14 protein-coding genes are annotated in these 13,352 nt (G+C 63.0%); 6 read left to right on the top strand and 8 right to left on the bottom strand.

The features are described from left to right. The first annotated feature begins 26 nt into the window (after nucleotides 1–26). Nucleotides 27–581: a metallophosphoesterase gene (locus tag EP237_RS03870; protein WP_127558295.1), complete on the top strand. Its 555-nt coding sequence runs from the start codon at nucleotides 27–29 to the stop codon at nucleotides 579–581. A 29-nt stretch (nucleotides 582–610) separates the two neighbouring features. On the opposite strand, the gene EP237_RS03865 is transcribed toward EP237_RS03870, so the two are convergent. Together EP237_RS03865 and EP237_RS23440 are read right to left on the bottom strand one after the other, a co-directional pair. Further along, complete coding sequence (locus EP237_RS03865; RefSeq protein WP_206052245.1) at nucleotides 611–1,429, bottom strand: M15 family metallopeptidase; 819 nt, start codon at nucleotides 1,427–1,429, stop codon at nucleotides 611–613. Further along, nucleotides 1,429–2,178, bottom strand: a complete 750-nt coding sequence (locus EP237_RS23440; protein ID WP_240661480.1) for a hypothetical protein — start codon at nucleotides 2,176–2,178, stop codon at nucleotides 1,429–1,431. The genes EP237_RS03865 and EP237_RS23440 overlap by 1 nt, the downstream gene beginning before the upstream one ends. 197 nt (nucleotides 2,179–2,375) lie before the next feature. Between EP237_RS23440 and EP237_RS03850 the strand changes: the two genes are divergently transcribed. The 4 genes from EP237_RS03850 (at nucleotide 2,376) to EP237_RS03835 (ending at nucleotide 6,766) form a co-directional block, all read left to right on the top strand. Continuing rightward, nucleotides 2,376–3,305 carry a lipid A-modifier LpxR family protein gene (locus tag EP237_RS03850; protein WP_127558290.1) on the top strand — a complete coding sequence of 310 codons (930 nt, stop codon included), beginning with the start codon at nucleotides 2,376–2,378 and terminating at the stop codon, nucleotides 3,303–3,305. 116 nt (nucleotides 3,306–3,421) lie between these two features. After that, entirely contained in the window at nucleotides 3,422–4,492 is a 1,071-nt protein-coding gene (locus tag EP237_RS03845) for a Hint domain-containing protein (RefSeq protein WP_127558288.1), read from the top strand. A gap of 148 nt (nucleotides 4,493–4,640) precedes the next feature. Beyond that, nucleotides 4,641–5,261 (top strand): 30S ribosomal protein S4, encoded by a 621-nt coding sequence (rpsD, locus tag EP237_RS03840; protein ID WP_127558286.1) that lies wholly within the window; start codon nucleotides 4,641–4,643, stop codon nucleotides 5,259–5,261. Nucleotides 5,262–5,350: 89 nt separating this feature from the next. Next, the gene (locus tag EP237_RS03835) at nucleotides 5,351–6,766 is read left to right on the top strand and encodes a homospermidine synthase (RefSeq protein ID WP_127558284.1); all 1,416 of its coding nucleotides are present in this window, start codon (nucleotides 5,351–5,353) and stop codon (nucleotides 6,764–6,766) included. 47 nt (nucleotides 6,767–6,813) lie between these two features. Here EP237_RS03835 and EP237_RS03830 read toward each other — a convergent pair whose 3' ends face one another. Continuing rightward, nucleotides 6,814–7,878: a YeeE/YedE family protein gene (locus tag EP237_RS03830; protein WP_127558282.1), complete on the bottom strand. Its 1,065-nt coding sequence runs from the start codon at nucleotides 7,876–7,878 to the stop codon at nucleotides 6,814–6,816. 130 nt (nucleotides 7,879–8,008) lie between these two features. Here EP237_RS03830 and EP237_RS03825 point away from each other — a divergent pair, with 130 nt between their 5' ends. Then, nucleotides 8,009–9,256 (top strand): MFS transporter, encoded by a 1,248-nt coding sequence (locus EP237_RS03825; protein ID WP_127558280.1) that lies wholly within the window; start codon nucleotides 8,009–8,011, stop codon nucleotides 9,254–9,256. Here EP237_RS03825 and EP237_RS03820 read toward each other — a convergent pair whose 3' ends face one another. The 5 genes from EP237_RS03820 to EP237_RS03800 all read right to left on the bottom strand — a co-directional run bounded on the left by EP237_RS03820 (nucleotide 9,257) and on the right by EP237_RS03800 (nucleotide 13,351). Further along, complete coding sequence (locus EP237_RS03820; protein WP_127558278.1) at nucleotides 9,257–9,640, bottom strand: hypothetical protein; 384 nt, start codon at nucleotides 9,638–9,640, stop codon at nucleotides 9,257–9,259. 85 nt (nucleotides 9,641–9,725) lie between these two features. Continuing rightward, nucleotides 9,726–10,418 (bottom strand): RraA family protein, encoded by a 693-nt coding sequence (locus tag EP237_RS03815; RefSeq protein ID WP_127558276.1) that lies wholly within the window; start codon nucleotides 10,416–10,418, stop codon nucleotides 9,726–9,728. Then, nucleotides 10,418–11,110, bottom strand: coding sequence for an alpha/beta fold hydrolase (locus tag EP237_RS03810; protein ID WP_127558274.1), 693 nt, complete (start codon nucleotides 11,108–11,110; stop codon nucleotides 10,418–10,420). Before EP237_RS03810 ends, EP237_RS03815 begins: the two co-directional genes overlap by 1 nt. A gap of 2 nt (nucleotides 11,111–11,112) precedes the next feature. Further along, a complete protein-coding gene (locus EP237_RS03805; protein ID WP_127558272.1) occupies nucleotides 11,113–12,237 on the bottom strand; it encodes a cobalamin-independent methionine synthase II family protein in 1,125 nt (374 codons plus the stop codon). Nucleotides 12,238–12,382: 145 nt separating this feature from the next. Next, nucleotides 12,383–13,351: a cupin domain-containing protein gene (locus EP237_RS03800; protein ID WP_127558270.1), complete on the bottom strand. Its 969-nt coding sequence runs from the start codon at nucleotides 13,349–13,351 to the stop codon at nucleotides 12,383–12,385. Nucleotide 13,352: the final 1 nt, after the last annotated feature.

Below are 13,352 nucleotides of genomic sequence, written 5' to 3'. Positions count from 1 at the left end.
CGCAGTGTTCAGAGATGGAGGCCGTCATGGCCAATTGGTATACGGCCGACCTGCATTTCGGCCACGAACGCATCATTACTTTCTGCAACCGCCCGCATGGCTCACTGGCCGAGATGAACGCGGCCTTGATCGCGAATTTCCAGGCCTGTGTGGGGCAGGAGGACGACCTGTGGATTCTCGGTGATTTCGCCTTCGGACGGGCCGACGATTATGCCCGGTTCGAAAGCTGGTTCCACAGCCTTCCGGGGCGTAAGCACCTGATCATCGGCAACCATGACGACGAGGCCGTCGTGTCGCTGCCATGGGCCAGCGTCGAATACATGGCAGAAATCTGCGACGGAGGGCAGGCATTGGTCCTGTGTCACTATCCGATGCTCACCTGGAACGGCGCACGCGGCGGGGCGCTGCAACTGTTCGGGCATGTGCACGACCAGTGGCCCGGATCGCGCAACAGCATCAATGTCGGCGTGGATCAGTGGGATTTTCGCCCGGTGCAGCTGGCAGACATCCGGCGCCGCGCCGCGCGGTTGGAGGTGAACAAGCATTGGTCGGACGTGGAAAGCGGCAGCGCGTTGGACTGATATCGGCCAGCCGCAGCCAGAGACGGCATCTAGCCCGATCCCATAAGGCGGGCATGCAGGATCAGCTCGGGGCGGTATTCGAAATGCATTCCGTCGTAGTGGTGCCATTTGCCGCCCCAGATGAACCCGTAGCGTTCAAAGGCCTGGACGATTTCTGCGGGGATGCGATTGTTGTATTCGGTCGCCTGCCCCTGCGCCGCACCCGACCATCTCCAATAGCCGCCAAGTTCGGTGTTCAGATCGACGGCAATGCCGAAGCTGTGCACCGAAAGCCGGTCCGTGCCCGCAATGACCCGCCAGTTGAAGCTGCCGCCGGAATTCTCGAAATAGACCGCATAGTCGGGGCCAAGTGCCTCGATCTCGGTCAGCGCGGCGTCGAGCTGGACATGGACACAATGGTCTTGTGTGACGTTGAAGCGGGTCGCGCCGCCCGGCCCATCATAGCTGACGCGGGTCAGCGTGGCGCGCACCTCTGACTGCGTCTCGGCATAAAGCGCGCGAAAGAAATCGTCGTTGCGCAGTCGGCCGGGATCATGGAACGCGTTGCGCCGGTCGGTCAGCGAAAAGTCCAGCGGGTAGATATAGACAAACTGATCGCCAAGCGTCGCGTCGATCAGCCGTGCCGCCGGGTCCACCTGCCGCGCCGGGGCAAAGGGCAGCACCACGCCACTGGCAAAGGTGACGGTCCCCGCCGCCCGATCGAGGTCGAGCCCCGGATACGCGGTTTCAAGCGCGGTTTCCACCGGATCGCCCGCGCTGCGCAGCGGCAAGGTCAGCCAGTTCATCGGCGTGCAATCGGCAGCCGCTGCAGAGGCCGCAAGGCAGAGGGCCAGACAGAGGCGCCACATCAGAACACGTCAACCCGGATCGCTGTGCCGGTATTGCCATGTCCCAGGATCTCGACCCGTATCGTCACCTCGCCATTCACGATGGCATTGCGCGCCGCAGGCGAGATCGACCCGGCGGCCAGCATCTGTTCGGCTCGTGCGCGGTTGGTGAAACTGCTGAAGAAACTGTCCCGCTGGTCCCCCGGATCGGCCTCACCGTAGCGGTGATAATTGGCACGATCCTGACGGATGATCTGCCACGGTTCCGTCAGGCGCTGGCCGTTCGAATTGTAATGATCGTTCCAGCTAAGGAAAGCGGTATAGCTTTCGATCACCGGCAGGCCCCCCGGCTGCGGGGCCGGTTGCCCCTGCATCGAGCCACCGCCCGCGACATCGACCCGAATATGGGTGCCGGTCGCGCCCTGCCCCCAGATTTCGACCTGCACCAGAACCGGGCCATTCACGATGGCAGTGCGCGCCGCAGGCGAGACATAGCCGCTTGCCAGCATTTGTTCTGCCCGCGCCCGGTTGGTGAAATCGCTGAAGAAACTGTCCCATTGGTCCTGCGGATCGGCCTCGCCGTAGCGATGGTAATTGGCGCGGTCCTGGCGGATGATCTGCCAAGGCTCCGTCAACCGCTGACCGTTGGAATTATAGTGGTCATTCCAGCTAAGCAGCGCCGTATAGCTTTCCAGCAATTGCTGTGTCTGGGCCTGCGGGTGTCCTGCGAAGGCAACAATCACTGCGATGGCAGTCAGGATCAGTCTCATGGGCGGGGTCTCCTCTGCGCTGTGGCACGTCCGTCATGGCCTTGGCGGCAACTCTGGCCGAGCTGGCGCGGGCGCGCCTTGAGCAGGATCAAACCGGGCGGGCCACTAAGCCTAGCCCTGCCCGCGATGCTGTGATATTCTTGCCGCAATTCCCGCATAGACCGGGAAAAAACCGGTAACGGACATGAGGCAGTGATATGTGGCAGGCAGTTTGCCGAGCAGGAGCCATCCTGTGTGCACTTGGTCTTTCCAGCTCCTTGGCATCGGCTCAGGGTGTCTTTGACGGGCGTGAAACGCTCGGCCAGGCGCGCCTTTTCACCAACGATCTGATCGGCGACGGCCGCGACCGCTGGCGGTCCGGGGCCTATGGCATCAGCACCGTGCGCGGTCCGTCCTGGGACGGGTATCTGCCCCTGCGCATGGGCGAAATCATGGAATACCGCTTTCGCGGCGAGGTGATCACACCGGCCAGCATCAGCAACCCCACTCCCGGCGACCGCCTTTACGCTGGTGTCCTGTCGTTCGGGGCGCATACGCATTTTTCATGGAATGGGTTCGACGTGGCGCTTGGTGCAGATATCGTCGCCATGGGCGAACAGACCGGCATCCGTCACCTGCAAGAGATCGTGCACGAGGCATTCAGCCTGCAATCCAGCCGGGTCGAAAGCTTTCAGGTCGACAACGGGGTCTACCTGCACGGCACCGCCGAGATCGGGCGCGAGTTTTCTTTCGGACAAGGCCACGTGCGTCCCTTCCTAGAACTGCAAGCCGGGGTCGAAACCATGGCGCGTGTCGGGTTTGACCTGACATTTGGCGATTACGGGCAGGGCGGGCTGCGGCTGCGCGACGTGACCACGGGCCATCGGATCAGCGCCATCGACAGCGAAGACGATCACGGGTTTTCCCTGCTGCTTGGCGGCGACTATGCGTGGGTCGAGAGTTCCCGTTACCTGCCGTCGGACCGGGGATATACGCCCGAGGACACCCGCTATCGCCTGCGCGCCGGGGTTAACTACGCATTCGGCTATTCCAACATCTTCTACGGGCTGACCTACCTGTCAGAGGAATTCGTGGGCCAGAGCGAGGGCCAGACCATCGGTTCGATCACCGTCGCGCTGGAGTTCTGACCACCCCGATTCGCACTTTTTCGAATCGCAGGCGAATCACCCCCTTCCCAAGGTGATTCGCCTCTGCTAGATTCGGCTACAGGGCGAGAAGTACCAATAAAAACGGGCAGAATACCATGAGCACGGGCTATCGGGGCCTGACCATGATCGCGTGGTCACAAACCCTGATCGACGGCGTACCGGCAGAGAATAACAACGAACTGGCCGAAGGAATGTCCTGGCGCTGGCACGGCCGCGCTCTTCCTCTGGAAGGCGATGGCGCCGCGCTGCTTCTGGGAGTCAGCCAGGATCACGCCGAGCTCCGTGCACGGGCCGCGCGGGTGGTGCGCAAATTGCTGCATCACCCCGCGCCCACCCCCAAACAGGATGCCGCGCTCGATGCGGATCCGCTCTTTGGGGATGCCTTCATGGTCGCCGATAGCCCGCGCTTCTACACCGTGGTGCCGGTGGCCGCGGGCAAGGGGCGCCTGCCCATCCTGATCTTTCCCGAGGCCATTCCGCCGGCAAACCGCGACCTGACGATCATCCGCGTGAACCAGCCGCGCCCGATGGCAGCGGTCGAAAGCGCATCCGTGATCTGCTTCACCCCCGGCACGCGCCTTCGCACCGAACAGGGGGATGTGGCTATCGAGGATCTCGGCCCCGGCGACCGGGTCCTGACCCGCGACGATGGCCCGCAAGAGGTCGTCTGGACCGGCCAGCGCCGCATGTCTGGTGCACGCCTCTTCGCCATGCCCGATCAGCGCCCCATCCGCATCCGTGAAGGCGCGCTTGGGGTCTACCGGCCCGATGCTGATCTGGTGGTGTCCCCTGAACACCGCGTCATCGTGAAAGGCGCGGTCGCCCGCGACCTGTGGGGCGAGCCGGAGGTTCTGGTCTCGGCCCGCGATCTTGTCAGTGACCGGCTGGTGACCGTCGATCACTCGATGCGCGAAACCTGGTATGTGCATCTGATGCTGGACCGCCACCAGGTGATCTGGGCCAACGGGCTGGAGGTCGAGACCTTCCATCCTGCCTTCATGGGGCTGGAGCATCTGGAAGGCAGTCAGCGGCGCAGCCTGCTGGCACATTTTCCCGATCTGGCCGATGACCCGTTCAACTACGGTGCGCCCGCCCGGCGGATGCTGGACCGGGCCGAAGCCGCCATATTGATGCACGGATACCGCAAGACCGCCGGCAGGCATTGACACCTCAGACCGCATGTGTAAAACGCGCGCATCCCGGCAACCCGCTTGCCGGGGTTTTCATTGGTGTTGGTGGCCCCCGCAAGGGGATGCCTGTCAGGCCTCGGCCAAAGGACAACGCCCTTCGACACGCTAAGAAGGAGATCAGACGGTGACCAAACGCACCTCTGCCAAGTACAAGATCGACCGCCGGATGGGCGAAAACATCTGGGGTCGTCCGAAATCCCCGGTCAACCGCCGCGAATATGGCCCCGGCCAGCACGGTCAGCGCCGCAAGGGCAAGCTGTCCGACTTCGGTCTGCAGCTGCGCGCCAAGCAGAAGCTGAAAGGCTACTACGGCGATCTGACCGAGAAGCAGTTCCGCCGCATCTTCGCCGACGCCGAGCGCCGCAAGGGCGACACCGGTGAAAACCTGATCGGCCTGCTGGAACAGCGCCTCGACGCTGTCGTCTACCGTGCCAAATTCGTGCCGACCGTCTTCGCCGCCCGCCAGTTCGTGAACCACGGCCACGTGACCGTGAACGGCCAGCGCGTCAACATCCCCTCCTACCGCGTGAAAGAGGGTGACGTGATCGAGGTCCGTGACAAGTCCAAGCAGATGGCCGTTCTTCTGGAAGCCGTCCAGCTGGCCGAGCGTGATGTGCCCGACTACATCGACGCCGATCATTCCAAGATGAAGGCCACCTTCGTCCGCATTCCGGGTCTGGGCGACGTTCCCTACCCGGTGATGATGGAACCGAACCTGGTCATCGAATATTACGCTCAGAACTAAGCGTCTGACGCGTCGAAAATCAGGGGCCGTGCCGATTTCCGGTGCGGCCCTTTTTCATGTTACGGTCTGACCGCATCAGGAGGTTATTCATGTCACACCCGGTTTACGCCCGCATCGACGGCCCCATCGTGATGATCGGCTTCGGCTCGATCGGCAAAGGCACCTGGCCGCTGATCGAACGTCACTTCGACTATGACGCGGACAAGTTCACGGTGATCGAACCCGATGCCGGTCAGGCCAACTTTCTACGCCAGCACAAGCTGAACCACGTGCAGACCGCGATCACACCGGACAATTACCACGAGGTTCTGGGCAAGCTGCTGGAGCCGGGCAAGGGCTTCTGTGTCAATCTCAGCGTCGACACCTCCTCGCTCGACCTCATGCGTTTTTGCCGCGAGATCGGGGTGCCCTATATCGACACCGTGGTCGAACCCTGGGCGGGCTACTATTTCGGCACCACCGACAACGCCGCTCGCACCAACTATGCCCTGCGCCAGAAGGTGCGGGACGAAAAGGCCGCCAATCCCGGCGGCACCACCGCCGTCAGCTGCTGCGGGGCAAATCCCGGCATGGTCAGCTGGTTCGTGAAAGAGGCCCTGTTGACGCTGGCCAAGGATACCGGTCGAGACATCGAAACGCCGACGGACCGCGCCGGATGGGGTCAGCTGATGCAGAGCCTCGGCGTGCAGGGCGTCCATATCGCGGAACGCGACACGCAGGCCCGCCGCCTGCCCCGCCCGCGCGGGGTCTTCGTCAACACCTGGTCGGTCGAAGGCTTCATTTCCGAGGGATTCCAACCCGCCGAACTGGGTTGGGGCACACATGAACCGTGGTTCCCCGAAAACGGCCACAGCCACGACACCGGCTGCATGGCGGGCATCTGGCTGGACCGCCCCGGCGCGATCACCCGCGTACACACCTGGTGCCCGACCCCTGGGCCGCAGTTCGGCTTCCTCGTGACCCATAACGAGGCAATTTCGATCTCCGACTACTACACCGTCGGCGACGCGGCCGCGCCCGAGTATCGCCCGACCTGCCACTACGCCTATCATCCCTGCGATGACGCCGTGCTGTCCCTGCACGAAATGTTCGGATCAGGCCGCCAGCAGACCAGGCACCACATCCTGACCGAGGACGAGATCGTCGAAGGCATCGACGAACTTGGCGTCCTTCTCTACGGGCATGAGAAGAACGCACTGTGGTTCGGCTCGCGCCTGTCGAACGAGGAAACCCGCGATCTGGCCCCTTACCAGAATGCAACCGGGCTGCAGGTGACGTCGGCGGTTCTGGCCGGGATGGTCTGGGCACTGGAAAACCCCAATGCCGGGATCGTGGAAGCCGATGAGATGGACCACGCGCGCTGTCTGGAAGTGCAGCGCCCCTATCTCGGCCCCGTGGAAGCCCACTACACCGACTGGACGCCGCTGCAGGACCGGTGGGAGCTGTTCCCCGAGGATATCGACGAAAGCGAACCCTGGGCCTTCCGCAACGTGCTGGCCAGCTGATCAACAAAGCCGCCCCAGATCCGGGGCGGCTTTTTCGCGGGTATCGTCTACGCAGGCTGCGCCACGGCACCCCGTTGGTCCAGCAACCAGCTTGTCGCCATGCCGCCAAGCCACATGCACAACAGCGCCAGCCACGCGGTGCCCACGAAGATCGAGCCGCCGGTAACGCCTGCCCCGATGGCACAACCGCCCGCCAGCATGCCCCCCATGCCCATGAACGCCGCCCCAATGAGCGCGCGGCTCATGTTGCCAGCGCCGTCGAAGCCCTGCAGCTTCAGCTCTCGCCCCCATAGCGCCGACAGGAAGGCCCCAAGGAAGACGCCGGGCACAAGACCGATATCGAACTCCAGCACCGGGCTGGAGGTCAGGAAGAACATCAGCGTATTGGCGGACGGACCAGTAAACGTGGCGCTTTCCACCTGCACCGGATCGAAGGCCACCTGGCTGAGCGCATAGGTCAGCACCCACCCCGCCGCGACCGCGAAGCCCACGCCCGAGGCGGTGAACAGCACCCGCAAGCTGACCCGGTTCTTGCGGGCCAGCCACAGCGCCGCAAGCGCGAAGGCCAAACCGATCATGAACCCGGAAACGGGCGGCAGATGCAGCGTGGTAAGCAGGTTGAAGTTGGAGCCACCCGACGTGATCCACAGCCCCGCCACCCAGTTGCGCAGCGGCGACAGCCAGCCTTGCAATGCCATCTGCGCGACCACGGCAAAGACCAGCCCCGACACGAGCGAGCGCATGTTGCCCGTTGCCGCCAGCACCAACAACCGGCCCGAACAGCCGCGCGCCATGACCATGCCCGCGCCGAACAGCAATCCCCCGACAACCGCCCCCGAGATCGAACCCGGAACCGCCATCATCCGCGCATCTTCTGACCGCATCAGCCCGGACAGATCCGCAAGTTGCGTCCAGACCACCGCTGTCGAGAACGCCAGCAGCCAGACCGCCATGCGGCTGCCGAGCTGGCCTTTCGCGAACTCCACCACCGAGGCGCGCAGGCAAAAGGATGACCGCTGCGCCGCGATGCCGAGGAGCAATCCGGTGATCAACCCGAACAATGCGGCGGTCTGGGGTTCTCCGATCCGGTCAACGAGGGGGACGATATCCATGATGATCTCCTGCAACTTGGCTGCGGTTTGGCCGATTGCAGCGGGGCAGACCTTGACTCAAGTCATATGCAAAGGCTGGAATGCGATTTTTTTGCTCGTCAGCCCGCAAAAAACGCCCTAAGGCGTGCCCATGTCCCGCCCGTCCCCCTTTCGCACCATGTCTCTGGCCGATGCCAAGACCCTGCCGATCTGGCGGCAGCCGATTGCGCTGCTGGTGATCATGTCGCTTGCGATGCCGATTGCCTTCGCCACGTGGTCGGCGCTGCTGAACAATTTCGTGGTCGAGGTGGCCCAGTTCGACGGATCCGATATCGGCTGGCTGCATACGGTGCGCGAGATCCCCGGCTTCCTCGCCATCGGGGTCATTGCGCTGATCATGGTGATCCGCGAACAGGTGCTCGGGCTTCTGTCGCTGGTACTGCTTGGGGTTGCCACGGCCATCACCGCACATTTCCCCAGCTTCGGCGGCATCCTGATGGTGACGCTGCTCAGCTCCATCGGGTTCCACTATTACGAGACGGTAAACCAGTCGCTGCAACTGCAATGGCTGGACAAGAAACGCGCGCCGCAGACCCTTGGCTGGCTGGTGGCGGCGGGGTCCGGCGGGACGCTGCTGGCCTACGGGCTGATCATCCTGACATGGCGCGCCTATGACCTCAGCTTTGCAACCGTCTATTGGGCGGCGGGCGGTTTTACCGTCCTGATCGCGCTGGCCTGCCTGTTCATCTTCCCACAGTTCGAAGCCCCCAACCCGCAGCGCAAACAGTTCATCCTGCGCCGCCGCTACTGGCTGTACTATGCGCTGCAATTCATGTCGGGCGCCCGCCGGCAGATCTTTACCGTCTTCGCAGGCTTCATGATGGTGGAACGCTTCGGCTTCGACGTGCACGAGATAACGGCGCTGTTCATGGTCACGCTTGTTCTGAACATGGGGCTTGCGCCGCTACTGGGCAAATTCGTCAGCCTGTTCGGAGAGCGCGCGGCGCTGGTGTTCGAGTATACCGGCCTGACCGGGGTCTTCCTGCTTTATGCCGGGATCTATTTCTTCGATTGGGGCGTGACGCTGGCACTCGTCCTTTACGTGATCGACCACCTGTTCTTCTCGCTGGCGCTGGCGATCAAGACCTATTTCCAGAAGATCGCCGACCCCGGTGACATTGCCCCGACTGCGGCCGTGGCCTTCACCATCAACCACATCGCGGCGGTATTCCTGCCTGCCTCGCTCGGCTATTTGTGGCTGGTCTATCCCGGCGCGGTATTTACGCTGGCCGCCGGGATGGCCATTGTGTCGCTGCTTTTGGCGACGCTGATCCCGCGTCACCCCGAGATCGGCAACGAAACCATCCTCAAACCCCGCCTGCCCGCCCCGGCGGAATGATCAGGGCGCGGGGCAAAGGGGCGTTATGTCAAAACTTGTGATCTGATCGCTCAGCAGAACGAAGCGCACTTCGCTGCGGCAATCGCTGATCGTGGTCGCAGTGCCAGACAGTTCCGCCCGGCTGTTTTCCACACTGATCGAGCTGAAGGAAACCTCGGCGTAAGGCTCTGACCCTTCGAACATCTGCTGCAACGCATCCTCGCTCAACTGCTGTTGCAACTGAGGATGCAGGCGGTCGCGAGCCGCTGCGAAGTCGCGTGCCGAGACATCCTCGACGAAACCCCGGGCATGCTCTCGCGCGCCCGCACTGAAAAACATGACAATCGCCAAAGTAAGCCCGACAAGGGCCACAAGTCCCAATATGATATTGCGCACAATCTTCATGCCCGATCTCCTGATCCTGTTGGTGGGGTAATCTCCGCCACCTGAAGAAAAGGATAAACCAAGCGACCGGCCCCATGCCAGCCTTTCAGGTGCGCGCCTTTTCGAAAGCCGTCCAGGCTTTTTCGAAGGCGTTGAAATCGAACCCTTCGGCGCGGGCCGGATCCAGCACAAGCCGCTCTGTTTCCTGCATTTTTGCGATTGCACCGGCAAGCTGTTCCACGACCTCGGGCGGGATCACAACCGCGCCGTGACGATCGGCGTGAATCAGGTCGCCCGGCCGCACATCCATGCCCATGATCTTCACGGGCTGGTTGACGCTGCGCACATGGACAAACCCGTGGCTCGGCCCGATGCTGCCTGCGACGACGGGAAAGCCCGGGGCCATATCGCCAAGGTCGCGCATGACGCCGTTGGTCAGCGCGCCGGACATGCCGAAACCCTTGTGGATCGTGGTGTTGACCTCGCCCCAATAGGCGCCAATGGCATTAGGGTAGTCGAGATCCTCCACCACCGCGACCGAGGGCTTCGGCCCCTCTGCCATCGCCTTGTAATAGGCCATGCGGCGGGCGCGGATCGCGGCGGCGTCTTCCGTGGGGGGCGCGACGGCCGCGATCTGCGCGGTGACGGCGTAGCCGACCATGACGCCCTGAGGGTCATTGGCCAGCATCGTGCCCCGGGTGAAGGCGTTGAAGCCGCGCTTGCCCTGCGCCACTTCGATGGCGTTGCAGACGGTTGGGGTATCGACGCTGCGAAGCAGGGTCAAAAGGTCGTTGTCCATCAGTCCTCCAGCCAGCGGATCAGGGCCGCCGTGGTGTGTTCGGGTTGTTCCAGCGTGGGCAGATGGCCCGCGTTTTCGATGATTTCCAGCTGGCTGTTTTCCAGCAGTCCGTGCATGAGGTCATGCCGTTCCACGGGGCAGAGCGCGTCATGCCGCCCGCAGAGGACAAGTGCCTTGCCGCTGTAGCTTCGCAGGGTCTCCTGTTGGTCGGGTCGATCTCGCAAGGCAATGGATTGATTGAGAAAAACCTGCGGTCCGAGGTCCAGCGCCATGTCCATGCAGAGATCGAGTATCGCCGGTTTGCGCGGACTATCGACAAGGTAATTCGGCTTCATCTCATCCCGCATGACCGCGCGCAGGTGGCCCGCTTTCACGGCCTCCATCTGCGGGGTGCGACGGGCTTTCACCTCGGGCAGTTCCGCGCGCGGGTTGGTGTCGAGCAGGGCCAGTCTTTCCACCCGGTCCGGCGCCTGTCGCAGCACCTCCATCGCCAGAATGCCGCCCATGGAGAGCCCCGCGAGGGCAAAGCGGGGCGGGGCGTTGTCCAGCACCTCGCGGGCCAGATCGGCCATGCTGTCGGCCCCGACCATGGGCGCCACCATCACCGCGCGGTGCCCGGAAAGCGCTGATATCTGGGGGAAAAACAGCCGGGCATCGCACATCATGCCCGGCAGGAAGACAAGGGGGAGCATCGTTAACTCGCCAACGCTGCACCGTCAGAGAGCGCCTTCAGCTTGGCATAGGCAATCTCGGGATCGACCGCGCCGAACCCGGCGAATGTGCCAAAGCCGCAATCGCTGCCCGCGATCACGCGATCCGCGCCGACGATATCGGTAAAGCGTTGAATTCGCTGCGAAACCAGCTCCGGATGTTCTACGAAATTGGTCGTCGTGTCGACCACGCCGGGGACCAGCACCTTGTCCTCGGGGATATCCGCCTTGCGGTCGCGGAACACGGTCCATTCATGGCCGTGGCGGGGGTTCGAGGTTTCGAACAGCACATAGCGCGACCTGGTCGACATGAGCGTGTCGAACATCTTCGACATGGGAATGTCACAACAATGGGGGCCTTCGTAATTTCCCCAACAAATATGGACCCTTACACGGTCCTGCGGCACGTCCTGAAGGGCATGGTTCAGCGCCTCCACATGCATGTTGGCGACCTTCAGGAACTCAGCATCCGACAAATCGGTAAACAACATGTGTCGGGAGAGCGCCAAATCCGGGCAATCGAGCTGCAGGTCGAGGCCCGCACCCACGATCGTCTCGTATTCCGCCTTCATCGCATCAGCCAGCGCGGCCAGGTAAGCCTCCCGCGTTTTATAGAAATCATTCTGCAAAAACAGGGAGATAACGCCGGGGCTTGCGGCGTTCATGAAGCCGCGCTCCACCCCATGCTCTGCCATCGCCGCCTTGAGATTGGCGATGTCCTTTTCCAACTCTCCCTGCCCTTTCGACCTCACTTCACCGGTACACATGGGGCGGGCATATTGCGGGGTGCCGCCATCATCCGCTAAGCGCTTGAGAAAGCTGGGAAACATCTTCAGATCGGCGGGCGCATTGCGGGGGCTGTCGCCAGAAAAGCCGGTATAGCGATCCTTCACATAGGTCGCGTAGGAAATCTTCGACGTCTCGCCGTCCGAGACGATATCAATCCCCGCATCCATTTGTTTTTTCACGGTTTCCGAGACAGCCGCCGTCATACAGGCGTCAAACGCGGCGGCGTCATAGGGCTCTTCCCGCTCGCGGGCGAAGATGAAATCCACCACCTCCTGCGTGCGGGGAAGACTGCCCACATGGGTCGTCAGAATTCGGGTCATTTAGGTCTCTCCTCCCTGTCCAAAACAGGGGGGTGCCATGCGTACACCCCCTGTGCACCCCCCGTACACCCCCCGTGCAGACAAAGCGGCGTCTCGCGGAGGAGAGGGGAAAGGGGCGGCCCGCCGGGGGCCACCCCTCAGATCATCAGTTGCCCGACCAGGTCAGCCCGGCGGGATCGCCCGTGGCAACGATGTGATACATCGCGGCCTCGCCGGTCATCGAGGGCACGGCGCTGTGTGCCAGCCCCTCGGGCACGCTCATCGTGTCGCCGGGGGCGAGCGTGGCGCTGCCGCCGTCCCACTCCACCCGCCAATGGCCCTTCACCGGCATCAGGACGGAGGGCTTGTCGTGGCTGTGCTTGTCCGGCGCGGCCGAAGCGCGGGTGATGAAATCGACCTCGAAGCCCGGTTTGTCGCGCAGAAGCCCGGTTTCACCGATCACCTTGCAGGGTGTGCGGTCGGCCAGTGCCACCATGTCCCAGTAGCGCGCCACGTGGTTGGGCAGGACGTCTGCCGTGGTGGGCTCGGCCCGCTTTGCAAGCTCTTCTTCACCCATCAGCGGCATCGGCTTCACACCCTCGGGCAGGTGTTCGCCCTTCTTGGTGTCGTAGAGCTTGCCGGTTTCGGCCAGAACCAGCCCGTGATCGGCGGCATCCTCGATCACCTGCGGGGCCCACATGACGCCGCCCCCGGCATCGTCGCCGCCGAGGATCGCCATGATCATCCCGTAATCGGTGCCGATATTCTCGAACCCACGGAACACGCCGGTGGGGATGTTGAAGATGTCGCCCTCTTCCAGCGTCACCTCGCCCGCCGTGCCGTAGCGCCCCCAGAAAAAGCGCCAGCGCCCGGAGAGGACGAAGAACGCCTCGGCGGTGCGGTGATCATGCAGGGAGTTGCGGCATTTGGGCGGCTGGCCCGCCGCGCCGATGTTGAAGCCGTGGGGGATGGAGATGTGGACATGCTGATCGGGGGATTCCGACACGCCGCCGCCGATGATGGTGAAGTTTTCCTTCTGGTCGCTGCCGGGGGTGTGGGCGTCGATGAAGGCTGTCTTGCAGGGTTTGAGGTCGCCATAGCGAACGATGCGGGCGTCCATGTCTTTCGGGGTCATC

It is taken from the genome of Nioella ostreopsis (assembly GCF_004000255.1).
GTDB classification, from domain to species: domain Bacteria; phylum Pseudomonadota; class Alphaproteobacteria; order Rhodobacterales; family Rhodobacteraceae; genus Nioella; species Nioella ostreopsis.
The sequence above is the reverse complement of the archived record's forward strand: the minus strand, read 5'-3'. Positions and strand labels throughout refer to the sequence as shown.

Bases quoted from the DNA above. Each gene is read 5' to 3' on its own strand.
- EP237_RS03870 (WP_127558295.1), top strand. From the start codon at position 27: ATGGCCAATTGGTATACGGCCGACCTGCATTTCGGCCACGAACGCATC.
- EP237_RS03865 (WP_206052245.1), bottom strand. From the start codon at position 1,429: ATGTGGCGCCTCTGTCTGGCCCTCTGCCTTGCGGCCTCTGCAGCGGCT.
- EP237_RS23440 (WP_240661480.1), bottom strand. From the start codon at position 2,178: ATGAGACTGATCCTGACTGCCATCGCAGTGATTGTTGCCTTCGCAGGA.
- EP237_RS03850 (WP_127558290.1), top strand. From the start codon at position 2,376: ATGTGGCAGGCAGTTTGCCGAGCAGGAGCCATCCTGTGTGCACTTGGT.
- EP237_RS03845 (WP_127558288.1), top strand. From the start codon at position 3,422: ATGAGCACGGGCTATCGGGGCCTGACCATGATCGCGTGGTCACAAACC.
- EP237_RS03835 (WP_127558284.1), top strand. From the start codon at position 5,351: ATGTCACACCCGGTTTACGCCCGCATCGACGGCCCCATCGTGATGATC.
- EP237_RS03830 (WP_127558282.1), bottom strand. From the start codon at position 7,878: ATGGATATCGTCCCCCTCGTTGACCGGATCGGAGAACCCCAGACCGCC.
- EP237_RS03825 (WP_127558280.1), top strand. From the start codon at position 8,009: ATGTCCCGCCCGTCCCCCTTTCGCACCATGTCTCTGGCCGATGCCAAG.
- EP237_RS03820 (WP_127558278.1), bottom strand. From the start codon at position 9,640: ATGAAGATTGTGCGCAATATCATATTGGGACTTGTGGCCCTTGTCGGG.
- EP237_RS03815 (WP_127558276.1), bottom strand. From the start codon at position 10,418: ATGGACAACGACCTTTTGACCCTGCTTCGCAGCGTCGATACCCCAACC.
- EP237_RS03810 (WP_127558274.1), bottom strand. From the start codon at position 11,110: ATGCTCCCCCTTGTCTTCCTGCCGGGCATGATGTGCGATGCCCGGCTG.
- EP237_RS03805 (WP_127558272.1), bottom strand. From the start codon at position 12,237: ATGACCCGAATTCTGACGACCCATGTGGGCAGTCTTCCCCGCACGCAG.
- EP237_RS03800 (WP_127558270.1), bottom strand. From the start codon at position 13,351: ATGACCCCGAAAGACATGGACGCCCGCATCGTTCGCTATGGCGACCTC.